At 68.8% G+C, this 20,013-nt stretch carries 27 protein-coding genes; 2 read left to right on the forward strand and 25 right to left on the reverse strand.

Translation table 11 applies throughout. The annotated features are described in order from the left end of the window. Nucleotides 1-78: 78 nt before the first annotated feature. The 3 genes from Q9S36_RS36755 to Q9S36_RS36765 form a co-directional block, all read right to left on the reverse strand. Nucleotides 79-1,764: a glycosyltransferase gene (locus tag Q9S36_RS36755; RefSeq protein WP_311289728.1), complete on the reverse strand. Its 1,686-nt coding sequence runs from the start codon at nt 1,762-1,764 to the stop codon at nt 79-81. Nucleotides 1,765-1,783: 19 nt separating this feature from the next. Then, nucleotides 1,784-2,617, reverse strand: coding sequence for a fructose 1,6-bisphosphatase (locus Q9S36_RS36760; protein ID WP_311289729.1), 834 nt, complete (start codon nt 2,615-2,617; stop codon nt 1,784-1,786). Between the two features lie 161 nt (nt 2,618-2,778). Next, nucleotides 2,779-3,396 carry a hypothetical protein gene (locus tag Q9S36_RS36765; RefSeq protein WP_311289730.1) on the reverse strand — a complete coding sequence of 206 codons (618 nt, stop codon included), beginning with the start codon at nt 3,394-3,396 and terminating at the stop codon, nt 2,779-2,781. A 228-nt stretch (nt 3,397-3,624) separates the two neighbouring features. Between Q9S36_RS36765 and Q9S36_RS36770 the strand changes: the two genes are divergently transcribed. Next, nucleotides 3,625-4,191, forward strand: a complete 567-nt coding sequence (locus Q9S36_RS36770; RefSeq protein ID WP_311289731.1) for a hypothetical protein — start codon at nt 3,625-3,627, stop codon at nt 4,189-4,191. 79 nt (nt 4,192-4,270) lie between these two features. Here the strand turns inward: Q9S36_RS36770 and truA are convergent, their stop codons facing one another. Genes truA through Q9S36_RS36785 form a run of 3 tightly spaced genes read right to left on the reverse strand, consistent with a single transcriptional unit; the run spans nt 4,271 to nt 6,926 of the window. Next, the gene (truA, locus tag Q9S36_RS36775; protein ID WP_311289732.1) at nt 4,271-5,113 is read right to left on the reverse strand and encodes a tRNA pseudouridine(38-40) synthase TruA; all 843 of its coding nucleotides are present in this window, start codon (nt 5,111-5,113) and stop codon (nt 4,271-4,273) included. Between the two features lie 22 nt (nt 5,114-5,135). Next, the gene (locus tag Q9S36_RS36780; RefSeq protein ID WP_311289733.1) at nt 5,136-6,041 is read right to left on the reverse strand and encodes a PfkB family carbohydrate kinase; all 906 of its coding nucleotides are present in this window, start codon (nt 6,039-6,041) and stop codon (nt 5,136-5,138) included. A gap of 42 nt (nt 6,042-6,083) precedes the next feature. Beyond that, nucleotides 6,084-6,926, reverse strand: a complete 843-nt coding sequence (locus Q9S36_RS36785; RefSeq protein WP_311289734.1) for a universal stress protein — start codon at nt 6,924-6,926, stop codon at nt 6,084-6,086. 192 nt (nt 6,927-7,118) lie between these two features. Between Q9S36_RS36785 and Q9S36_RS36790 the strand changes: the two genes are divergently transcribed. After that, complete coding sequence (locus Q9S36_RS36790; RefSeq protein WP_311289735.1) at nt 7,119-9,062, forward strand: acyltransferase family protein; 1,944 nt, start codon at nt 7,119-7,121, stop codon at nt 9,060-9,062. Nucleotides 9,063-9,312: 250 nt separating this feature from the next. Here Q9S36_RS36790 and rplQ read toward each other — a convergent pair whose 3' ends face one another. The 19 genes from rplQ to Q9S36_RS36885 form a co-directional block, all read right to left on the reverse strand. Beyond that, nucleotides 9,313-9,882, reverse strand: a complete 570-nt coding sequence (gene rplQ / locus Q9S36_RS36795; protein ID WP_311289736.1) for a 50S ribosomal protein L17 — start codon at nt 9,880-9,882, stop codon at nt 9,313-9,315. A 56-nt stretch (nt 9,883-9,938) separates the two neighbouring features. Continuing rightward, nucleotides 9,939-10,928 carry a DNA-directed RNA polymerase subunit alpha gene (locus tag Q9S36_RS36800; protein ID WP_217528388.1) on the reverse strand — a complete coding sequence of 330 codons (990 nt, stop codon included), beginning with the start codon at nt 10,926-10,928 and terminating at the stop codon, nt 9,939-9,941. Between the two features lie 115 nt (nt 10,929-11,043). Continuing rightward, entirely contained in the window at nt 11,044-11,442 is a 399-nt protein-coding gene (gene rpsK / locus Q9S36_RS36805) for a 30S ribosomal protein S11 (protein WP_018171470.1), read from the reverse strand. 34 nt (nt 11,443-11,476) lie between these two features. Continuing rightward, nucleotides 11,477-11,851, reverse strand: coding sequence for a 30S ribosomal protein S13 (gene rpsM / locus Q9S36_RS36810; protein ID WP_064003314.1), 375 nt, complete (start codon nt 11,849-11,851; stop codon nt 11,477-11,479). 148 nt (nt 11,852-11,999) lie between these two features. Continuing rightward, a complete protein-coding gene (gene rpmJ, locus Q9S36_RS36815; protein ID WP_005050492.1) occupies nt 12,000-12,116 on the reverse strand; it encodes a 50S ribosomal protein L36 in 117 nt (38 codons plus the stop codon). 66 nt (nt 12,117-12,182) lie between these two features. Continuing rightward, complete coding sequence (infA, locus tag Q9S36_RS36820; RefSeq protein ID WP_017201569.1) at nt 12,183-12,404, reverse strand: translation initiation factor IF-1; 222 nt, start codon at nt 12,402-12,404, stop codon at nt 12,183-12,185. 139 nt (nt 12,405-12,543) lie between these two features. Continuing rightward, nucleotides 12,544-13,221, reverse strand: coding sequence for a thioredoxin domain-containing protein (locus Q9S36_RS36825; RefSeq protein ID WP_311289737.1), 678 nt, complete (start codon nt 13,219-13,221; stop codon nt 12,544-12,546). A gap of 13 nt (nt 13,222-13,234) precedes the next feature. Beyond that, nucleotides 13,235-14,068 carry a type I methionyl aminopeptidase gene (gene map / locus Q9S36_RS36830; protein ID WP_311289738.1) on the reverse strand — a complete coding sequence of 278 codons (834 nt, stop codon included), beginning with the start codon at nt 14,066-14,068 and terminating at the stop codon, nt 13,235-13,237. After that, nucleotides 14,068-14,661: an adenylate kinase gene (locus tag Q9S36_RS36835; RefSeq protein ID WP_217528396.1), complete on the reverse strand. Its 594-nt coding sequence runs from the start codon at nt 14,659-14,661 to the stop codon at nt 14,068-14,070. Before Q9S36_RS36835 ends, map begins: the two co-directional genes overlap by 1 nt. Beyond that, nucleotides 14,658-15,983, reverse strand: a complete 1,326-nt coding sequence (gene secY, locus Q9S36_RS36840; RefSeq protein WP_064003319.1) for a preprotein translocase subunit SecY — start codon at nt 15,981-15,983, stop codon at nt 14,658-14,660. The genes Q9S36_RS36835 and secY overlap by 4 nt, the downstream gene beginning before the upstream one ends. Before the next feature lie 100 nt (nt 15,984-16,083). Continuing rightward, entirely contained in the window at nt 16,084-16,644 is a 561-nt protein-coding gene (gene rplO, locus Q9S36_RS36845) for a 50S ribosomal protein L15 (RefSeq protein WP_311289739.1), read from the reverse strand. After that, a complete protein-coding gene (rpmD, locus tag Q9S36_RS36850) occupies nt 16,644-16,829 on the reverse strand; it encodes a 50S ribosomal protein L30 (protein WP_020098644.1) in 186 nt (61 codons plus the stop codon). Before rpmD ends, rplO begins: the two co-directional genes overlap by 1 nt. Continuing rightward, nucleotides 16,829-17,509: a 30S ribosomal protein S5 gene (rpsE, locus tag Q9S36_RS36855; protein WP_311289741.1), complete on the reverse strand. Its 681-nt coding sequence runs from the start codon at nt 17,507-17,509 to the stop codon at nt 16,829-16,831. Before rpsE ends, rpmD begins: the two co-directional genes overlap by 1 nt. After that, entirely contained in the window at nt 17,506-17,865 is a 360-nt protein-coding gene (gene rplR, locus Q9S36_RS36860; RefSeq protein WP_311289742.1) for a 50S ribosomal protein L18, read from the reverse strand. The genes rpsE and rplR overlap by 4 nt, the downstream gene beginning before the upstream one ends. 2 nt (nt 17,866-17,867) lie before the next feature. After that, nucleotides 17,868-18,404 (reverse strand): 50S ribosomal protein L6, encoded by a 537-nt coding sequence (rplF, locus tag Q9S36_RS36865; protein WP_311289743.1) that lies wholly within the window; start codon nt 18,402-18,404, stop codon nt 17,868-17,870. Between the two features lie 6 nt (nt 18,405-18,410). Further along, on the reverse strand, nt 18,411-18,809 hold the full coding sequence (gene rpsH, locus Q9S36_RS36870) for a 30S ribosomal protein S8 (protein WP_064003323.1): 399 nt from the start codon (nt 18,807-18,809) through the stop codon (nt 18,411-18,413). A 134-nt stretch (nt 18,810-18,943) separates the two neighbouring features. Then, complete coding sequence (rplE, locus tag Q9S36_RS36875; protein WP_064003324.1) at nt 18,944-19,534, reverse strand: 50S ribosomal protein L5; 591 nt, start codon at nt 19,532-19,534, stop codon at nt 18,944-18,946. Between the two features lie 2 nt (nt 19,535-19,536). Further along, complete coding sequence (gene rplX, locus Q9S36_RS36880) at nt 19,537-19,896, reverse strand: 50S ribosomal protein L24 (protein WP_064003325.1); 360 nt, start codon at nt 19,894-19,896, stop codon at nt 19,537-19,539. 2 nt (nt 19,897-19,898) lie between these two features. Then, the coding region (locus tag Q9S36_RS36885) for an uL14 family ribosomal protein (protein WP_311289749.1) at nt 19,899-20,013 on the reverse strand (115 nt) is incomplete at its 5' end.

The raw sequence follows: 20,013 nt of genomic DNA on the forward strand, positions 1-20,013 counted from the left end.
TGCATCCGCGGACACCCCGGCCATACGGAAGAAGCCCCCGGAGACAGGCTCCGGGGGCTTCCTTCGGGACGGGCGAGGTCAGACCTTGTAGCCCTGGTGGCGCTGGAACAGCTTGATGGCCATCGTGAGGGTCTGCAGGACCGTGACGACACCGACGATCGGCCAGCCGACCCACAGGATCGCGGACTGGGTGATCGGGTCGAGCAGGTTCCAGATGACGGCGATCGTGACGGCGACGATGGCGAGGATGATGAAGGGCGTCCAGTGTCCGAAGCTCACGCCGCCCTTCTCGGCTCTCGCCTGCAGGGCCCAGTTGTCGACCTTCTTCTTGGAGAGGAAGCGGGTCCACGACCGGATGAAGTGGCTGATGCGGATCCACATGAAGATCTCGGCGGGGAACAGCAGCACGGCGAAGGCGATGTCGCGCGAGTTGCACTTCTCCATCGCGCGGGCCATCCGCAGGTTCAGGCCGGCGGCCACGAGCGGCGGGATCAGCCACCACGGCGAGAACACGAACGCGTTGATCGACAGCGACGCGATCAGCAGGGTGATGAACGCGACACGGACGAAGAAGTTCGTGAGCATCGAGAACTGCTCGAACCAGCGCAGACGCAGGTTCGGGTGGAACGGCTGCCCCTTCGTGTCTCCACGCTGACCGGGCCACATCAGCTCGATGGCGCCGTAGGTCCACTTGACCTGCTGCGCGTCGTACCCCTTGAGGGTCGTCATGCCGCCGACATCCGCTCGCGCGAACGGGCTGATCTTGGTGAGATAGCCGGCCGACTTGATCTGGAGCGAGAGCAGCGAGTCCTCGACCTCGGAGTCCTTCACCCACGGCGAGTTCTGGTGGTTCTCCTTCATGACGTCGCGCAGGGCGGTCGTCGAGAAGATCGAGAACTGTCCGCCGAGCACGGCCATGTTGCGTCCGCGCAGCAGGTTCTGCATGTTGAAGGCCGCGAACTGCGTGCGCTGACCGGCGATGAGCCACTTGGCGATGAAGCCCTTGATGGGTCGGTCGTCGATCGTGTAGATCGCCGAGATGCCGCCGATGCGCGAGTCCGAGACGGCCTCGTTCTCGAGGTACTCCACGGCGCGGCGGTCGGCGGTCGTGTCGCCGTCGACGCCGAGCAGGTAGTCGTACCCCTCGACGAGGGCGTAGCCGTAGTTGAGCGCGCCGACCTTCTTGTCGGGGTTCTTGCCGATGTCGTGGACGAAGACCTCGGTGAACTGCAGCCCGAGCTCGGTTTCCACCTCGTGCGGTCCGGAGAACTCCGACGCGATCTTGACCGTGTCATCGGAGGTGTTGTTGACGACCACGTGGATCACGTCGGGCACGCGGCTCTGCTCGAGGAGAGAGCGGATGACGTCGGCGATCGACTCGGCCTCGTTGTAGGCCGGGACGACGCATCCGATCGTCGACCGGTGCACCGAGTGGTGCTCGAGCACCGAGGCGAAGTCGTCGGCGAACTCATCCACCGGGACGATCTCGCCGGGACCGCCGGGCGACGCGGCATAACCGGCCGCTTCGGGGGCCGCCTGCCAGGAACCCTGCGGGGCGACGCCCTGCCACTGCGCCTGCGGCTCCTGCCACTGCGGGGCGGGCTGCTGCCATTGCGGCTGCTGCTGCGCCTGCGGAGGCTGCCACGCGGGCTGCTGGCCCCACTGCGGCTCCTGGCCCGGCCAGGCGCCGGCCGCCGGCTGCGCGCCCACCGGGGGCTGCGCGGGCTGCCAGCCCTGCGGGCCGGGGATGTACGGACTCGTCACGTCGGTTCCTCGAACTGGATCACGGACTGGTGGGACCGCCGGTACCGGGGGTGGTGGTCCACCCGTCGGTGCCTGTGGTTCCCTGGGAGCCGTCGTTCGACGTGCCGTCGGTCGCGCCCCCCGTGGACCCGTCGGTCTCTGTCTCACGAGGATAGATCGCAATCGGGATGACGGGGTAGACCGTCTGCTGCACGAACGACTTGTCGTCGTCGGCCGCCCCCTCGACCCACACGTCGAGCGCGAACTGCAGCGTGATCCCGTAGGTGTCCGGCGGCAGCTGATTGATCGTCGTCTCGGGGACGAGCAGACCGCCCTGGTAGCTGTTGATCAGCAGGCCCTTGCTCGAGCGGATCGTGTCGGTGGGCACGAGCGTGCGGGGGTCGGCGCTGAACTGGAACGGCGAGCTCACCTGGTTCGAGGACTGCGCGGTCTGCGACGAGATCGACACGTTCGAGAGGAACACGCGACGCTTCTGCTTGAGCACCGCCTTCTCGTCGACGCGGGTGTCCTTGACGTTGACTGCGAAGCCGAAGGTCTTCGCGTTGTCGGCGTACCACTCGCGGGTGCGCTTGGAGTCGACGGCCCAGAAGTCGAGGATGATGTCGAGACCGTCGGCGATCTCGTACGTCATCCGCACCGAGCCGTCGTACGTGAACTGCGAGTCGAACGGCATCTCCACCGTCCCGGTCGCGGGCGTCGCGTTCGGAGCGGGGGTGGCGGCGACGTTCTCGCTCGTCCCCGAGATGGAGTTGAAGGCTTCGACGACCTGAGCGCACCCCGAGAGCGACAGCGCAGCCGCGGCGGCCAGGGCGGCGACGCCGAGCCAGCGACGGGCGGTGGGACGGATGGACATGCGCGAACCTCGTTCGGTGTGAAGGATGGAGGGCACCGGCGGCGGGGTTCGGGTCGCCGCCGCCAGTGCCACGTCTTCACCGTAGGCGCGGAAACCCTCGCTCACCGGTGACTTCGCGAAGCCTCGCGCTGGTCTTTACCGGACCTTGAGGTTCTTGAGGTTCAGCCGGATGCCGCCTGCTGCGCGATCGCGACCGTCACCGTGTCGGTCGCGGTCTGCTTCGCGTACTCGTCGGCTTTGGGTTTGGTCTGCACGAGGAAGTCGTACGTGAACTGCAGCGTGACGTAGGTGGCGCCCTCGGGGACCTGACCGACGTTGAACGTCTGCGAGTAGCTGTAGGGCTTCAGGACGAGGTAGCCGTTCTTCACGCTCGCCTCGTCGATCTGCGGGTCGAGCGCGGGGAAGGTCTCTTCGGCGTTCGCGGGGACCGCGAGCATCGTGGCCTTCTGCAGGTACACCTTCTGCCCGTCGTTGGGCGTGATGGTCGTCACGAGCGACAGACTGACGGGCTTGACCGCGTTCGCCGTCCATCGGTCCATCCGCAGGTCCGACCAGTAGTTGACGGCGACACTCACGGCGCCTGCCGTCAGGTCCCGCTGCGTGGACCCGCTCGAGAGGTCGTTCTCGACCGGAGGCGCGACCACGACCGGCGAGCTCGACACCGCGGCCGGGGCCGTCGGGGTCGGGCTCTGCAGGGCCCACGGGGACGGGCCACATCCCGACAGCACGACCGCGCTGCCGACGAGCGCCGCCGCGGCGGCCAGACGCATGGTTCTCATCCGCATCATGACCCCTCCCTGCGGTGCGGTCAGTCTACAAGTGCGGATGCCGCTGCCACCCGATGCGGATGTGTCGACCCGTGACACTGTTTACCTGATCGAAACCCGCTGTAGTTGCTCTTCCTGAGCGATTCCTGAATACTGGCAATGTCCAACCAACGGGGGGCGGCCGGTTGGATCTTCTTTTGCCGTCTGCGCCCCGAACTCAAGACGACCGAAAGAAGCACCATGAAGCACAAGATCAGCAAGGCTGCGGCGGCTTTCGCCGTCGCCATCGCGGCGGTCTTCGCGGCTCCGGCCGTCGCGAGCGCCTACACTCCGACCCCCGCCGGCCCCGAGACGATCACGATCACTCCCGGCGGCACGGTTCCCGTTCAGTTCACCGGCTTCGAGCCGGGCGAGCAGGTCACCTTCACCCTGACGGGTGAGGGCGTCGGCCCCGACAACCTCGCCTTCGTCTCCTTCGCTGTGACCTCCACGTCTGTCACGAAGGACGCGAGCGAAGACGGTGCAGCCACGGCTACGGTCACCCTCCCCGACGACGCGACCGGCACCTACACGCTGGCCGCGGTGGGCTCCGAAAGCGGCGCGGCTGAGCCCGTGACGATCGCGCTCGCCGCTCCGGCAGGCGGCGACGGTGGTTCGGACGACGGCAGCGCCGGCGGCCCCGCCCTCGGTGACACCGGTTTCGACGGTGACGCGCTCCTCGGCCTCTGGGTCGGCGGCGGCGTCCTCGTCCTCGCCGGTGCGAGCATCGCGGTCGCGACCTCGGTGCGCCGCACGCGTCGGGCATAAGGCACTCGCGAACCATCGCACAACGAAGAACCCCCGGGCCACGGTCCGGGGGTTCTTCCGTTTCTCGTGTCATCAGGGCTCAGTCGTCGGCGGCGCCCAGTTCCCGTCGGGCCCGGGTCTGCTCCGCGCGCGCGGCCAGCAGGTCATCCGCCGGGTAGCCCACTTCGGTGAGCGTCAGGCCGCGGGCGGCGAGCACCTTCACCTCGTTGGTGCGGACCAGCTCGTCGCGGATCTCGGCGACGCGGTCCACGCCGATGCGCCCCTCCCCGACCGCGACGCAGGCGCCCACGAGCGCGCGCACCATGCTGTGGCAGAACGCATCCGCCTTCACCGAGGCGACGAGGACGCCGGACTCGTCCCGTCGCCACCCGTACTCGAGCAGCGTCCGGATCGTCGTCGCCTCTTCGCGCGGTTTGCAGTAGGCGGCGAAGTCGTGCAGTCCGCGCAGGCTGCGGGCTGCGGCATCCATCGCCGCCACGTCGAGTTCCGCGGCTACCCACGTCGTGCGGCCGCGCTCCAGCGGGTCGTACCCGGTGACGCGGTCGGCGACGCGGTACGCGTAGCGACGCCAGACGGCCGAGAAGCGTGCGTCGAAACCCTCGGGCGCCACGCTCACGCGGTGCACGGCCACATCCGGGTATGGACCGAGCACACCGTTGATGCGCGCGGCGAGCGCCTCGGGCTCCGGTCGCCGTCCCGACAGCAGCCGGCGCTCCTGCCCGTCGGTCAGGTCGAGGTGAGCCACCTGCGCCGACGCGTGCACCCCGCCATCCGTCCGCCCGGCGACGACCAGCCGCGGATCCCCGCCGAGGATGCGGGCAATCGCCGCCTCGAGCGTCCCCTGCACGGTCCGCAGGCCCGGCTGTCGCGCCCAGCCCCGGAAGTCGGTGCCGTCGTAGGCGAGATCGATCCGGAGGCGCACGGTGTCAGCCTATCCGCGCCGGTCAGACTGCCGCGTCGACCTCCGCGCGCGTGGGCGGGTTGGCGCCGGGTCGCGACACCGTGATCCCCGCCGTCACGACGGCGCGGCGGAGCGCGCGCGGCAGGGCGTCAGCGTCGCCCGCGAGCAGTCCGGGGTCGTCGACGAGGCTCGTGATGAGGCTCGCCATGAACGCGTCGCCCGCGCCGATCGTGTCGGCGACGTCGACGACGAGCGGCGCAACCTCGACGAGACCCGACGGCCCGAGCGCGAGGGCGCCCTCGCCGCCGCGCGTCATCACGACGATCTGCGCCCCCCGGGCGGCGATGGTCTCGAGCACGCGCGCGGCGGGCACACCCGGGTAGAGCGCCTCGGCATCCTCATCGCTCAGCTTCACCAGCGTCGCCGCCGCGAATGCCCGCTCGGCGACCGGCCGCGGGTCGGGTCCGACGAGCGCCGGCCGCACGTTCGGGTCGACCGTCACGACACGGCCCGCCTGCCGTGCGCGTTCGAGGGTCGCGAGCGCGACGTCTCCCCCGGGCTGCAGGAACAGCGCGATCGACCCGGAGTGGACGACGGATGCCGCCGCTGCCGCGTCCGCCGCGGCGTCCGCCTCGAGCGCCCAGGCGATGTCGAAGTCGTACTGGGCCGAGCCGTCGGCGCGCAGCCGGGCACGGGCGGTGGAGGTCGCGGCATCCGTCCAGGACGCCTCGTGGACGACCGCGCCGGACGCGGTCACCTGATCGGCGATCCGCCGGCCGCGGTCGTCACGGCCGAGGCGCGTCAGCAGGGTTGCCGGCACGTCCTGCCGCGCGATGCCGACGGCCACGTTCGCGGGACTGCCGCCGACGAACTCGGCGTCACCGCCGTCCCGTTCCACGATGTCGATGAGCGCTTCGCCGAGGACGAGGACGGCGTGCCGAGAGGTCATGCCCTCACTTTCGCACGTCGCCCGCGGGCGCGCACGTCGATGTCAGCGGACGACGGCGGTGACGGTCGGCAGGTGCGAGAGGAGCTCCTGACTGATCGACCCGAGCAGGAAGCGGGCGAGCGCACCCCGGCCGTGAGTGCCGACGACGACCATGCGGGCGTCGGCGGCGATCCCGGCCAGCACCTGCGACGGATAACCGCGCTCGACGCGGCGGACGATGCGCAGGTCGGGGTAGCGCGACGACAGGCCGGCGACGGACAGCGCCAGCACCTCCTCGGCCGTCGACTGCATGTTCGCGAGGTAGAGGTCGGGGTAGACCTCCATCGCGTTCCGCGGCGTGTGCAGCGGCGTCCAGACGTTCACCGCGATGAGCGGCTCGCCGAGCCGGTCCGCCTCGGCGGCGGCGAACTCGATCGCCTGCTCCGACACCTCGGACCCGTCGATGCCGACGACGATCCCCGCCCCCTCCCCGAGATCGCGGTCGGGGACGACCACCACGGGGCACTTCGCGCCGGCCGCGATCCGGATGCCGTGCACCCCGCGTGCCGGGCCGGTCCCTGGTCCCCGGTAGTCGCTGCCGATGACGAGGAGCGCGGCGTCCGCGGCGGCTTCGATGAGCTTGGTGACGGGGTTGCCGGATTCGACGCGGGTCGTGACCGGGACCCCGGCATCCGTCACCCGCGCCGCCTCGCCGTCGAGCAGACGCTGCGTCGCGGTCTGCGCCGCACCGAGCACCTCGGCCTCGCCGACGGCCCCGACCGCGCCGCCGACGACCGAGACGAGCTCGACCGCCTGCTGGCGCTGGGCGGCACGAGTGACGGCCCAGTCCACGGCACGGCGCGACACCGGGGCACCCGTGACTCCGACGATGATCTTTCCGGCCATGCTGCACGTCCCTTCTGGGGGCGACGCGCCTGCCGGATCGCGGTGACGTCTGCGGGCGCTCGTCCGTGTCTCGGTGATGCCAACCTATCCCAGCCACGGGCGAGGCGGGAAGGGGCGGGCCCGTTCAGGATGCCGACCTAGACTGGATGCCGCGAATCGCCCGCTCGCCTCGAGACCCCTCCCCGCTTCGACATGACTCGACCTTCTTCCGCGCGCCTGCCGGGCCTCGACGGACTCCGCGCCGTCGCGGTCCTGCTGGTCGTCGTGTACCACCTGTTCCCGGCGCTGCCCGCCGGGTTCCTCGGTGTCGACGTCTTCTTCGTGATCTCCGGGTTCCTCATCACGACCCTCCTCCTCCGCGAGCACGACGAGCACGGTCGGATCGGCCTGGTGGACTTCTGGCGACGGCGGGCCCGCCGCCTGCTGCCCGCGATCGGGGTCGTCGTCCTCGTGACCGCGTCGCTCGCCTGGATGGTGGGCGGCGACATCCTCGTGGGCCTTGGCGGTCAGCTGCTCGGGGCGACGACGTTCTCATACAACTGGGTCGCCGTCGCGAACGGGTCGTCGTACTTCGGCGGCGGGCTGGATTCCTCCGCGCCCGAACTGCTGCGGAACCTGTGGTCCCTCGCCGTCGAGGAGCAGTTCTACCTGCTCTGGCCGCTGCTGCTGCCGCTCGTCCTGCGGCTGCGACGAGGCCGGGTGCCCGTCGCCGTCGGGTTGGCGGCGGCATCCGTCGTGGCCGCGGTGCTCCTCGCCGGCAGCGGCGCGACCCGCGTGTACTACGGCACCGACACGCACGCCTTCGGTCTGCTGCTCGGCGTCGCCCTTGCCTTCCTGCGCCCGGCGGAGCGCCGCGGCGGCGTGCCTGCCGTGGTCGGCGGCGCGGCGATCGCCGGGGTCGTCGCGCTTGCGTTCGTGACGCCGGGCGACGGGATCGAGACCTTCCCCGGGCTTCTCGTCGCGGCATCCGTCCTGACCGTCGTGGCGATCGCGGCAGCCGTGCGCGCGGGTTCGCGCCTCGGACGGGCGCTCGACGTCGCGCCGCTGCGCTGGATCGGCGAGCGGTCCTTCGGGATCTACCTCTGGCACTGGCCTCTCGTCGTCATCCTGACGGTCGCGACCACGCGCTCCTCCCCCGACGTCGCGGTGCCGGTCGAGGTCGCGCTCCTCACCCTGGCGCTCACGCTGGTCGCCGCCGAGGTGTCGTTCCGTTTCATCGAGCAGCCGGTGCGCCGGCTCGGCTTCCGCGCGTCGCTCCGGTCCGTCGGGCGCGCGTTCCGCGGCGGCCCCGTGCGACGCCTCACCGCCACGGCCGCGATGGTCGCAGGGCTCCTCGTCGTCGCCGGCACGACTGCGGCGGTCGCCGACGCGCCGACGATGGCCTCGAGCGAAGCCGCCGTCCGCGACGGACGCGCGGCGCTCGCCGCGGCATCCTCCCGCTCGCATCACGCGACGCTGCCCGGCGCCGCCCTCCGCAGCGACGACGCCGTGCTGCGTCCGGAGTGCCCTTCCGCGCACCTCAGCGACGACGAGGGACTCTGCACCCCGCCGGACGGCCGCCCCGCACCGCCCGCCTCCGTCCGCGTCGCCGGAGCGCGCGTGACACTCGTCGGCGACTCGGTGATGCTCGCGTCCGCCGGCGGCCTCCTCGACCGGATGCCGGGCGCCCAGGTCGACGCGAAGGTGTCCCGCTCGATGGGGGCCGGCGTCGCGATCGTCGACCGCCTCGCCGCCCGCGGACAGCTGCGCGACTACGTCGTCGTGGGTCTCGGCACGAACGGACCGGTGAACCCCGACGACCTCGCGCGCCTGAAGAAGGATGTCGGTCCCCACCGCACGCTCGTGCTCGTGACCGCCCACGCGCCCCGCGACTGGATCCCGGGCGTCAACGAGGAGCTCGAGTCCTTCGCTGCGCACACCCCCGGCGTCGCGATCGCGGACTGGTCGGCGGCGATCAGCGGTCACGAAGACCTGCTGGCGGGCGACGGCATCCACCCCGGCGCCCGTGGCGGACAGCGCTACGCCGACGCCGTGGCCGACGCGATCGACGGTGTCGAGAACAGCCGCGCGCAGCTGCGCTACCGCGTCGAGCTCGCCCAGTGGGCCGTCGCCCAGACCTTCGACGCCGCGCGCTGACCCCCTCGGGACCGCTCCCGCCGCCCCCCGCGCCCGCCGCCCCACCGCGCCCGCCGAGCGGCGCCGCCTCTGCATCCACATCATGTGCTCCGGACGAGGGCACACGTTCTGGACCGTGCACAGCGTGTGATGTCGTTGCGAGCACATGATGTGGCCAGGGAGGGCACGCACCCACGCACCCGCGCGGGTACGAGAAAGGGCCCGCCCCGAAACGGGGGCGGGCCCTCGGATTCCCTCCGGGGAGGGAGCCTTACTTGGCCTCGTCGGCCTTCTCGTCGTCGGACGCGACGGCGTCCTCGGCGATGGCTTCGGCAGCAGCGCCCTCCTCGGGCGACTCGGCACCGGCGTCGGCGGCGTCCTCAGCGGGCGTCTCGACCTCGGTCTCCTCGGCAGCGGGCTCCTCGGCAGCCGGCGCAGCGGCGGCCGGAGCAGCCTTCTTCGACGACTTCGCCTTCGGGGTGACGGGCTCGAGGACGAGCTCGATCACGGCCATGGGCGCGTTGTCGCCCTTGCGGTTGCCGACCTTCGTGATGCGGGTGTAGCCACCCTCACGCTCGGCGACCAGCGGCGCGATCTCGGCGAAGAGCTCGTGCACGACGGACTTGTCGCCGATGACCGACAGGACGCGACGGCGAGCGTGCAGGTCGCCGCGCTTGGCGAACGTCACCAGGCGCTCGGCGAACGGACGCAAGCGCTTGGCCTTGGTCTCGGTCGTGGTGATCGACTTGTGCGTGAACAGCGCGGCAGCGAGGTTCGCAAGCAGAAGACGCTCGTGGGCGGGGCCGCCACCGAGGCGGGCACCCTTCGTGGGCTTGGGCATGTCAATTACTCCTGGAAAGAAATTCAGTCAGTGGACCGGGGCGAACCGGAGTCCGCTCAGACGGTCTCGTCGTCGTAGCCGCCGTAGAAGTGCGCACCGTCGAACCCGGGGACCGAGTCCTTCAGCGACAGGCCGAGCGAGACGAGCTTGTCCTTGACCTCGTCGACCGACTTCTGACCGAAGTTGCGGATGTTCATGAGCTGCGTCTCCGAAAGGGCGACGAGCTCGGACACCGTGTTGATGCCCTCGCGCTTGAGGCAGTTGTACGAGCGGACCGACAGGTCGAGGTCCTCGATCGGCATCGAGAGCTCGTTGGTCAGGACCTCGGCGACCGGCGCGGGGCCGATCTCGATGCCCTCGGCCTCGACGTTCAGCTCGCGGGCGAGACCGAACAGCTCGACCAGCGTGCGACCGGCCGACGCGACGGCGTCGCGGGGGCTGATCGACGACTTGGTCTCGACGTCCAGGACGAGCTTGTCGAAGTCGGTGCGCTCACCGGCACGGGTGGCGTCGACGCGGTAGCTGACCTTGAGGACGGGTGAGTAGATCGAGTCGATCGGGATCTGACCGGCCTCGGCGTACTCGTTGCGGTTCTGCGTGGCCGAGACGTAGCCGCGGCCGCGCTCGATCGTCAGCTCGAGCTCGAACTTCGCCGAGTCGTTGAGCGTCGCGATGACCAGGTCGGGGTTGTGGACCTCGACACCCGCCGGAGCGGAGATGTCGGCGGCCGTGACCTCGCCGGCGCCCGTCTTGCGCAGGTACGCGGTGATGGGCTCGTCGCGCTCGCTGGAGACCACCAGCTGCTTGATGTTGAGGATGATCTCGGTGACATCCTCCTTGACACCCGGGACGGTGCTGAACTCGTGCAGCACGCCGTCGATGCGGATGCTGGTGACCGCGGCACCCGGGATCGACGACAGCAGGCTGCGACGCAGCGCGTTGCCGATCGTGTAGCCGAAGCCCGGCTCGAGGGGCTCGATGACGAATCGGCTGCGGAAGTCGCCGACCTTCTCCTCGGTCAGAGTGGGACGCTGTGCAATGAGCACTATGTGTTCCTTTCAGTCACGTGACCGCTATATGACACGTGCAGTTGGTGAAGTGTTGAGTTGTGACCGGGATGCCGGGGCGCGACGCACGTCGCACCCCGGCATCCGTCGAGGATCAGACGCGGCGGCGCTTCGGGGGGCGGCAGCCGTTGTGGGCCTGAGGCGTGACGTCCTGGATCGAACCGACCTCGAGGCCGGCGGCGGTCAGCGAACGGATCGCGGTCTCGCGGCCCGAGCCGGGGCCCTTGACGAAGACGTCGACCTTCTTGACGCCGTGCTCCTGCGCCTGACGCGCAGCGGACTCGGCGGCCATGCCGGCGGCGTACGGGGTCGACTTGCGCGAGCCCTTGAAGCCGACGCCACCCGAGGAGGCCCAGCTGATGACCGCACCCGAGGGGTCGGTGATCGAAACGATCGTGTTGTTGAACGTCGACTTGATGTGGGCCTGGCCCAGCGCGATGTTCTTCTTCTCCTTGCGGCGCGGCTTGCGCGCAGCGGACTTGGCCTGTGCCATGTGAGTGTTCTCCTAAACCTGTGGCGGCCGCGCTTTAGCGCGCCTTCTTCTTGCCGGCGACGGTGCGCTTGGGACCCTTGCGGGTACGCGCGTTGGTCTTCGTGCGCTGGCCGCGCACGGGCAGACCGCGACGGTGGCGGATACCCTCGTACGAGCCGATCTCGACCTTGCGGCGGATGTCTGCGGCGACCTCGCGGCGCAGGTCACCCTCCACCTTGTAAGTGCCTTCGATGTGGTCGCGGAGAGCGACCAGCTGGTCGTCGGTGAGGTCCTTGACGCGGATCGACTCGTCGATGCCGGTCGAGCTGAGGATCTCGACGGAGCGGGTACGGCCGATGCCGTAGATGTAGGTGAGGGCGATCACCACGCGCTTGTCGCGCGGGATGTCAACGCCGGCAAGACGTGCCATGCGATGTCTCCTAGGAGTAAGTGGAGGTGTGGAGCAGGATCGGTGCCCGGGCCTCCGACCCGAGGTGTCCCCCGCTGAGCGGGTTCTGATCCTGCCGAGATGTGTTCAGTTGTGAGCCTGCGAGGCCGCGCCGGGGCGCGGCATCCCATCAGCCCTGGCGCTGCTTGTGGCGCGGGTTCGACTTGCAGATGACCATGACGCGACCGTGGCGGCGGATGACCTTGCAGTGGTCGCAGATGGGCTTGACGGAGGGGTTGACCTTCATGATTTTCCTGATTCGCTGTCTTCGCCGACGCACACGGGTGTGCGGGGCGTTACTTCTCGACCGGTCTCAGCGGTAGCGGTAGACGATGCGACCGCGCGTGAGGTCGTAAGGCGAGAGCTCCACGACGACACGGTCTTCGGGGATGATGCGGATGTAGTTCTGCCGCATCTTTCCGGAGATCGTGGCCAGGACCTTGTGACCGTTGCTCAGCTCGACGCGGAACATCGCGTTCGGCAGAGCCTCGGAGATCACACCCTCGATCTCGATGACACCGTCTTTCTTCGCCATACGCTCGCTTACAGTTGGCAGACCGGTCGGTCTGCGGTGAGTGGGGATTGTGGTGACACGCCGAAACAGGCGCAACGCACCAAAGATTTAGTGTACGTGATATCGAGGCGACCCGCCACTCGGCGTGTCGCCTTCGAGATCACCGAGCGGACAGTCGCGAGAGGATGTCGGCCTGCGGGTCGTACGTGACCGGGACGACCTCGTCGTTCACGACGAGCGTCGGGGTCCCGGTGGCGCCTTCCGGCAACTCCTGCGACTGGGCGAAGCTCTTGTACTCGTGGTCCTTGATCGACTTCTCGAGCTCGGCGGTCACGTTCACGCCGGCATCCTTCGCGATCTGGATGAGCTCGTCGTCGGTCAGGCCGGGCGTCTGCTCCTGGGGCCGCTCGTCCCACAGCGCACGGAAGAAGGCGTAGGCGTTGTCGGGGTCGGCTTCGGCGACGGCGTACATGGCGGATGCCGCACGGCTCGAGTACTCGGTGCCCTGGGAGAGCCGGTCGAGGATCGTGACCGGGTGCACTTCGAGGGTGATGCTGCCGTCGTCGACGAGGCCCGAGATCGTCTTGCCCTCCGTCTCCTCGAACTGGCCGCAGTACGGGCACATGAAGTCCACGTAGGTGGCGACGGTGTCGGGCCCGTCGCCGAAGGTGATCGCACCGGTCTCGCGGTTGATGCCGCTGGCCTGCGGGACGGGTCCGGGGTCCGACGCCTGCGAGTTCAGCACAGCGACAACGGCGACGACACCCACCAGGACCGCCACCACCGCGACGCTGATCCAGATCGCGAACCAGTTGGTCTTACCCGTGGCCGTCGCCATGTGTGTGCCCTCCTCAGGAGATGGGGGTCGGGGTGATGCCGAAGGCCGCGAGTCCCGCGGCGCCGCCGTCAAAGGCCGTCAGCACCCAGATACCTCCTTCGTGCACCGCGACGCTATGTTCCCAATGAGAGCCGTCCTGGCCGTCGACCGTGCTGACTGTCCAGTCGTCGTCCTCGACGAGGGTCGCCTCGCCCCCCGCGACGATCATGGGCTCGATCGCAACGCACAGCCCCGGCCGCACCTCGGGTCCGAGGTCGGCGACGCGGTAGTTGAAGACCGTCGGGCCCTCGTGCATCTTGCGGCCGATCCCGTGTCCGACGTAATCGCGGAGGATGCCGTAGCCCTCCCCCGACGCCTCGACGTAGGACTGCACGGCGTCGCCGATCTCGCCGACGCGCGAGGCCGAGGCGAGCGCGGCGATGCCGGCCCACAGCGAGCCCTCGGTCACGTCCGACAGCCGCTGACGACGTTCGACGAGCTCGGGACGGTCCGGGGCGGGCACGACGATCGTGATCGCCGAGTCCCCGTTCCACCCTTCGAACTGCGCGCCGCAGTCGATCGAGACGATGTCGCCCGGCTGCAGGACCCGATCACCCGGGATGCCGTGGACGACCTCCTGGTTGACCGAGATGCACGTCGTGTGGTGGTAGCCGCGCACCAGCTGGAAGTTCGATTCCGCCCCGCGGGCGAGGATCGTGCGCTCGGCGATGGCATCGAGCTCCGCGGTCGCCACACCCGCGCGAACCGCCGGACGCACGGCATCCAATGCCGCCGCGGTGATGAGACCCGGTTCGACCATCGCGCGCAGCTGCGCGGGCGTCTTGTAGATGGAGCGTCGGAAGACCATCAGGCGGTGATGCCGCGTGCCGCGAGGGCCGCCGTGATGCGCTCGGTGATCTCGTCGAGCGACCCGACGCCGTCGATCTCGTCGACGATGCCGCGCTCGCGGTACACGTCGAGGATCGGCGCCGTCTCGGACTCGTAGATCGACAGGCGCTTCGCGATCGACTCCTCGTTGTCGTCGGCGCGGCCCTGCTCGGCCGCGCGACGTGAGAGGCGGGCGATCGACTCGTCGCGCGGCACCGAGAGCTCGATGACCGCGGTGAGCGGTTCGCCCCGCTGCTCGAGGAAGCCGTCGAGGTGGCCGACCTGGGTCAGGTTGCGCGGGTAGCCGTCGAGCAGGAAGCCGTGCGCGGCATCCTGCTGCGACAGTCGGTCGCGGACGATCTCGCTCGTCAGCTCGTCGGGGACGAGGTCGCCGGCGTCGATGATCGCCTTCACCTTGAGCCCGAGGTCGGTGCCGTCCTTGACGTTCGCGCGGAAGACATCGCCGGTCGAGACGGTGGGGATGCCGAGCCGCTCGGCGATGCGGGCTCCCTGCGTCCCCTTGCCCGAGCCCTGCGGGCCGATGATCAGGAGGCGGGCGGGGTTCTGCGTCATCGGAGGAGTCCTTCGTAGTGGCGCTGCTGGAGCTGGGCGTCGATCTGCTTCACCGTCTCGAGACCGACACCGACGATGATGAGGATCGACGCGCCACCGAACGGGAAGTTCTGGTTGGCGCCCACCGTCGCGAGGGCCAGGAGCGGGAGCAGGGCGATGAGGCCCAGGTAGATGGAACCCGGCAGGGTGATGCGGGTGAGGACGTAGTCGAGGTACTCCGCCGTGGGACGTCCCGCACGGATGCCGGGGATGAACCCGCCGTACTTCTTCATGTTGTCGGCGACCTCGACCGGGTTGAACGTGATCGCGACGTAGAAGTAGGTGAAGCCGATGATGAGCAGGAAGTACACCGCCATGTAGAGCGGGTGGTCGCCGTTGACGAAGTTCGCCTGGATCCACGACACCCAGCCCGGCACGCTGCCGTCGGCGGCGGGGTTCGCGTTGAACTGCGCGATGAGGGCCGGGATGTACAGCAGCGACGAGGCGAAGATGACGGGCACGACGCCGGCCATGTTGACCTTGATCGGGATGTACGTGTTGCTGCCGCCGAGCGTCCGGCGCCCGACCATGCGCTTCGCGTACTGGACCGGGATGCGGCGCTGCGACTGCTCGACGAACACGACGAGCGCGACAGTCGCGATGCCGACGGCCAGGACCAGCAGGAAGATCTCGAAGCTGCGGGCGACCGCGATGCTCCACAGCGCCGACGGGAAGGTCGCCGCGATCGAGGTGAAGATGAGGAGCGACATGCCGTTGCCGATGCCGCGCTCGGTGACGAGCTCGGCCATCCACATGATGAGGCCGGTGCCGGCGGTCAGTGTGACGATCATGAGCAGCTGCGCCCACCAGGCCTCGTCGGTGAGGAGCTGCTGGCACTCGGCCACGCCGGTGATGCCGAAGAGCTGACCCGAGCGGGCGACGGTGACGAGTGTGGTCGACTGCAGCAGCGCCAGCGCGATCGTCAGGTAGCGGGTGTACTGGGTGAGCTTGGCCTGACCGGCCTGGCCCTCCTTGTACAGGGTCTCGAAGTGCGGGATCACCACGCGGAGGAGCTGCACGATGATCGTGCCGGTGATGTAGGGCATGACGCCGAGCGCGAAGATCGACAGCTGCAGCAGCGCGCCGCCCGAGAAGAGGTTCACGAGCGAGAGCAGGCCCTCGGTCGACCCGGACTGGTCGAGGCAGGTCTTCACGTTCGGGAAGTCCACGAACGGAGCCGGGATGTGCGCGCCGAACCGGTAGATGGCGATGATGCCGAGCGTGAAACCGATCTTCCGACGGAGATCCGGAGTGCGGAAGACCCGCGCGATGGCGCTGAACAAAGGGATTTCCTCCAGTGGGATGCCGGGCGCGCCGGAGCTCGCCGCATTCCAACATACGGCAACAGGGGCCGGAGGTTATCCTCCGGCCCCTGGCACGTGATTACTTGATCGAGCCGCCGGCGGCAACGATCTTCTGCTCGGCCGAACCCGAGACCTTGTCGACGGAGACCGTCAGCGCGACCGAGATGTCGCCGGTGCCGAGCACCTTGACCTTCTCGTTCTTGCGCACGGCGCCCTTGGCGACGAGGTCCGTCACGGTGACGTCGCCACCGTTGGGGTACAGCTCCGCGAGCTTGTCGAGGTTGACCACCTGGTACTCGACGCGGAACGGGTTCTTGAACCCGCGCAGCTTCGGCGTACGCATGTGGAGGGGCATCTGCCCACCCTCGAAGCCCACCTTGACCTGGTAACGAGCCTTCGTACCCTTGGTACCGCGGCCCGACGTCTTACCCTTCGAGCCCTCACCGCGACCGACACGGGTCTTCGCGACGTTGGCACCGGGGACCGGACGCAGGTGGTGGACCTTCAGCACGCCGGGGCGCGCCGCATCCTTCTTCGGGGCAGCCTTGTCGGCAGCGGGCTTGGCCGCAGCCTTCCGGGTTGCCGGCTTCTTGGCCTTGGGCTCGACGGCCTCGACCGTCTCGTCCTTCTTCTCAGCCATCAGTCGATCTCCTCAACCTTCACGAGGTGCGCGACGGTCTTGATGTACCCGCGCGTCTGCGCGTCATCGGGACGAACGACGGAGTCGTTGATCCGCTTCAGACCGAGCGAACGCAGCGTGTCACGCTGGTTCTGCTTCTCGCTCACCTTGGACTTGACCTGGGTCACCTTCAGACGAGCAGCCATCATGCACCCACCTTTGCAGCCTTGGCGGCGTCAGCCTCGGCACGGACCAGACGCGCGGGGGCGACCTGGTCGAAGTCGAGACCACGACGCGCAGCGACGGCGCGCGGCTCCTCGAGCTGCTTCAGCGCTGCGACGGTCGCGTGCACGATGTTGATCGTGTTCGACGAACCCAGCGACTTCGACAGCACGTCGTGGATGCCGGCGCACTCGAGGACGGCGCGGACCGGACCACCGGCGATGACACCGGTACCGGCAGCGGCCGGACGCAGCAGCACGACACCGGCAGCAGCCTCACCCTGGACGGGGTGCGGGATGCTGGAGGCGACACGCGGCACGCGGAAGAAGTTGCGCTTGGCCTCTTCGACACCCTTCGAGATGGCGAGGGGGACTTCACGCGCCTTGCCGTAGCCGACACCGACGAGACCGTTGCCGTCACCCACGACGACGAGCGCCGTGAAGCTGAAGCGACGACCGCCCTTGACGACCTTCGACACGCGGTTGATCGTGACGACGCGCTCCAGGAACTGGTTGTCGCCGCGGTCGCGCGAGTTGCGGTCGCGGGTCTGGCTGCGCTCGCGGCCACCGCGGCGCGGCTCGCGCTCGCGCTCGGCGGGCGCCTCGGCCGCAGCCGCGGCGGGCTGCTCGGTCGCGGTCACTTCGTTCTCCTTGTTCTCGGTCACAGGTTCAGACCTCCTTCGCGAGCGCCGTCGGCGATCGCAGCGACGCGGCCCGCGTAGCGGTTGCCGCCACGGTCGAAGACGACCGTGTCGATGCCGGCAGCCTTCGCACGCTCAGCGACGAGCTCGCCGACCTTGCGGGCCTTGGCGGTCTTGTCACCATCGAACGTGCGCAGGTCGGCCTCGAGGGTGGAGGCCGATGCGACGGTGAAGCCCTTGCTGTCGTCGACCAGCTGGACGAAGACGTGGCGGGCGGAACGGGTCACGACGAGACGCGGACGCGCCTCGGTGCCCACGATCTTCTTGCGAAGACGGGCGTGACGACGCGAACGTGCGTCGGACTTCGACTTGAGAGCCATGGTTACTTACCACTCTTTCCGGCCTTGCGGCGAACGACCTCGCCCGCGTACCGCACACCCTTGCCCTTGTAGGGCTCCGGCTTGCGGATCTTGCGGATGTTGGCGGCTGCCTCGCCGACGGCCTGCTTCGAGATACCGGCGACGGTGAGCTTGTTGTTGCCCTCGACGGTGAGCGTGATGCCCTCCGGCGCCTCGACCAGGACGGGGTGCGAGAAGCCGAGTGCGAACTCGACCGCCGTGCCCTTCTGAGCGACGCGGTAACCGGTGCCGACGACCTCGAGGCCCTTGGTGTAGCCCTGGGTCACGCCGATGATGTTGTTGTTGATGAGGGTGCGGGTGAGCCCGTGGAGAGCACGCGACTCGCGCTCGTCATCGGGGCGGGAGACCAGGACCTGGTTCTCCTCGACCTTGACCTCGATGGGCTGTGCCACGCTGAGGTTCAGCTCGCCCTTGGGGCCCTTGACGGCGACGTCCTGGCCGGAGACCGTGACGGTCACACCGGCGGGGATGTCGATGGGAAGACGTCCAATACGCGACATGTCAGATCACCACACGTAGGCGAGGACTTCCCCGCCGACGCCCTTCTGCTCGGCCTGGCGGTCCGTGAGGAGGCCAGAAGAGGTGGACAGGATCGCGACCCCGAGGCCACCGAGGACCTTGGGAAGCTCGTTCGACTTCGCGTACACGCGGAGACCGGGCTTGGAGACGCGCTTGATGCCGGCGATCGACCGCTCGCGGTTCGGGCCGTACTTCAGGGTCAGGGTGAGCGTCTGGCCGACACGGGCGTCGGAGACCTCCCAGCCGGAGATGTAGCCCTCCTGCTGGAGGATCTCGGCGATGTGCGTCTTGAGCTTCGAGCTCGGCAGCGCGACGGTGTCGTGGTGCGCGGAGTTCGCGTTGCGCAGACGGGTCAGCATGTCTGCGACCGGGTCTGTCATCGTCATAAGTGTGTTCCTTTAGTCATGAGGTTTCGACTGCCGTTACACGACAGGCGACCTTCTATGAATGAGCGATATTCAGTTGTGCAGTCGTTCGGCCCCGGAGCACGCCCCGAGGCCGAACGATCGATCTTATCGGATCACGCCTGAGCGTCCGCCGACTTGAACGGGAAGCCCAGGTGCTTGAGCAGCGCCCGACCCTCGTCATCCGTCTTCGCCGTCGTGACGATGGTGATGTCGAAACCGCGGACGCGGTCGATCTTGTCCTGGTTGATCTCGTGGAACACAGACTGCTCCTGGAGACCGAAGGTGTAGTTGCCGTTGCCGTCGAACTGCGTCGCCGACAGTCCGCGGAAGTCGCGGATGCGGGGCAGGGCGAGGTTGACGAGACGGTCGACGAACTCCCACGCACGGTCACCGCGGAGGGTGACGTGGGCGCCGATGGCCTGACCCTCACGCAGCTTGAACTGCGCGATGGACTTGCGGGCCTTGGTGACGACCGGCTTCTGGCCGGTGATCTTGGTGAGGTCGTCGACCGCACCATCGATCACCTTGCTGTCGCGCGCAGCCTCACCGACACCGGTGTTGACGACGACCTTCACGAGACCGGGGATCTGCATGACGTTGGCGTAGCCGAACTCGTCCTGCAGAGCCTTCTTGATCTCGGTCTGGTACTTCTGCTTCAGGCGGGGCTGGATCTTGCCAGCCTCCGCGGCAGTTGCGTTGCTCATGTTCAGAGGTCCTTGCCGCTCTTCTTGGCGTAGCGGACGCGGACGGTGCGCTTGACGCCGTCCTTCGTCTGCTCCTCGACGCGGTGGCCGACACGGGTCGGCTTCTTGGTCGACGGGTCGACCAGCGCCACGTTGGAGATGTGGATCGGGGCTTCCATCGTCTCGATGCCGCCCGTCTTGGTGCCGCGCTGCGACTGGCCGACGCGGGTGTGCTTGGTGACGTAGTTCACGCCCTCCACCACGACGCGGTTCTGCTCGACGAGGACCTCGAGGACCTTGCCCTGCTTGCCGCGGTCGCCGCCCTTGTCCTGCTTGCGGCCACTGATGACCTGAACCAGGTCACCCTTCTTGATGTGCGCCATGATCAGATGACCTCCGGTGCCAGCGAGACGATCTTCATGAACTTCTTGTCGCGAAGCTCACGACCGACCGGGCCGAAGATGCGGGTGCCGCGGGGCTCCCCGTCGTTCTTCAGGATG

This window comes from Microbacterium sp. ARD31 (genome assembly GCF_031844425.1).

What these genes read in the sequence shown, in the direction of transcription:
- Q9S36_RS36760 (WP_311289729.1), bottom strand. Translation starts at nt 2,617, where the DNA reads ATGTCCATCCGTCCCACCGCCCGTCGCTGGCTCGGCGTCGCCGCCCTG.
- Q9S36_RS36765 (WP_311289730.1), bottom strand. Translation starts at nt 3,396, where the DNA reads ATGAGAACCATGCGTCTGGCCGCCGCGGCGGCGCTCGTCGGCAGCGCG.
- Q9S36_RS36770 (WP_311289731.1), top strand. Translation starts at nt 3,625, where the DNA reads ATGAAGCACAAGATCAGCAAGGCTGCGGCGGCTTTCGCCGTCGCCATC.
- Q9S36_RS36780 (WP_311289733.1), bottom strand. Translation starts at nt 6,041, where the DNA reads ATGACCTCTCGGCACGCCGTCCTCGTCCTCGGCGAAGCGCTCATCGAC.
- Q9S36_RS36785 (WP_311289734.1), bottom strand. Translation starts at nt 6,926, where the DNA reads ATGGCCGGAAAGATCATCGTCGGAGTCACGGGTGCCCCGGTGTCGCGC.
- Q9S36_RS36790 (WP_311289735.1), top strand. Translation starts at nt 7,119, where the DNA reads ATGACTCGACCTTCTTCCGCGCGCCTGCCGGGCCTCGACGGACTCCGC.
- rplQ (WP_311289736.1), bottom strand. Translation starts at nt 9,882, where the DNA reads ATGCCCAAGCCCACGAAGGGTGCCCGCCTCGGTGGCGGCCCCGCCCAC.
- rpsK (WP_018171470.1), bottom strand. Translation starts at nt 11,442, where the DNA reads ATGGCACAGGCCAAGTCCGCTGCGCGCAAGCCGCGCCGCAAGGAGAAG.
- rpsM (WP_064003314.1), bottom strand. Translation starts at nt 11,851, where the DNA reads ATGGCACGTCTTGCCGGCGTTGACATCCCGCGCGACAAGCGCGTGGTG.
- rpmJ (WP_005050492.1), bottom strand. Translation starts at nt 12,116, where the DNA reads ATGAAGGTCAACCCCTCCGTCAAGCCCATCTGCGACCACTGCAAGGTC.
- infA (WP_017201569.1), bottom strand. Translation starts at nt 12,404, where the DNA reads ATGGCGAAGAAAGACGGTGTCATCGAGATCGAGGGTGTGATCTCCGAG.
- Q9S36_RS36825 (WP_311289737.1), bottom strand. Translation starts at nt 13,221, where the DNA reads ATGGCGACGGCCACGGGTAAGACCAACTGGTTCGCGATCTGGATCAGC.
- map (WP_311289738.1), bottom strand. Translation starts at nt 14,068, where the DNA reads ATGGTCTTCCGACGCTCCATCTACAAGACGCCCGCGCAGCTGCGCGCG.
- Q9S36_RS36835 (WP_217528396.1), bottom strand. Translation starts at nt 14,661, where the DNA reads ATGACGCAGAACCCCGCCCGCCTCCTGATCATCGGCCCGCAGGGCTCG.
- rplO (WP_311289739.1), bottom strand. Translation starts at nt 16,644, where the DNA reads ATGGCTGAGAAGAAGGACGAGACGGTCGAGGCCGTCGAGCCCAAGGCC.
- rpmD (WP_020098644.1), bottom strand. Translation starts at nt 16,829, where the DNA reads ATGGCTGCTCGTCTGAAGGTGACCCAGGTCAAGTCCAAGGTGAGCGAG.
- rplR (WP_311289742.1), bottom strand. Translation starts at nt 17,865, where the DNA reads ATGGCTCTCAAGTCGAAGTCCGACGCACGTTCGCGTCGTCACGCCCGT.
- rplF (WP_311289743.1), bottom strand. Translation starts at nt 18,404, where the DNA reads ATGTCGCGTATTGGACGTCTTCCCATCGACATCCCCGCCGGTGTGACC.
- rpsH (WP_064003323.1), bottom strand. Translation starts at nt 18,809, where the DNA reads ATGACGATGACAGACCCGGTCGCAGACATGCTGACCCGTCTGCGCAAC.
- rplE (WP_064003324.1), bottom strand. Translation starts at nt 19,534, where the DNA reads ATGAGCAACGCAACTGCCGCGGAGGCTGGCAAGATCCAGCCCCGCCTG.
- rplX (WP_064003325.1), bottom strand. Translation starts at nt 19,896, where the DNA reads ATGGCGCACATCAAGAAGGGTGACCTGGTTCAGGTCATCAGTGGCCGC.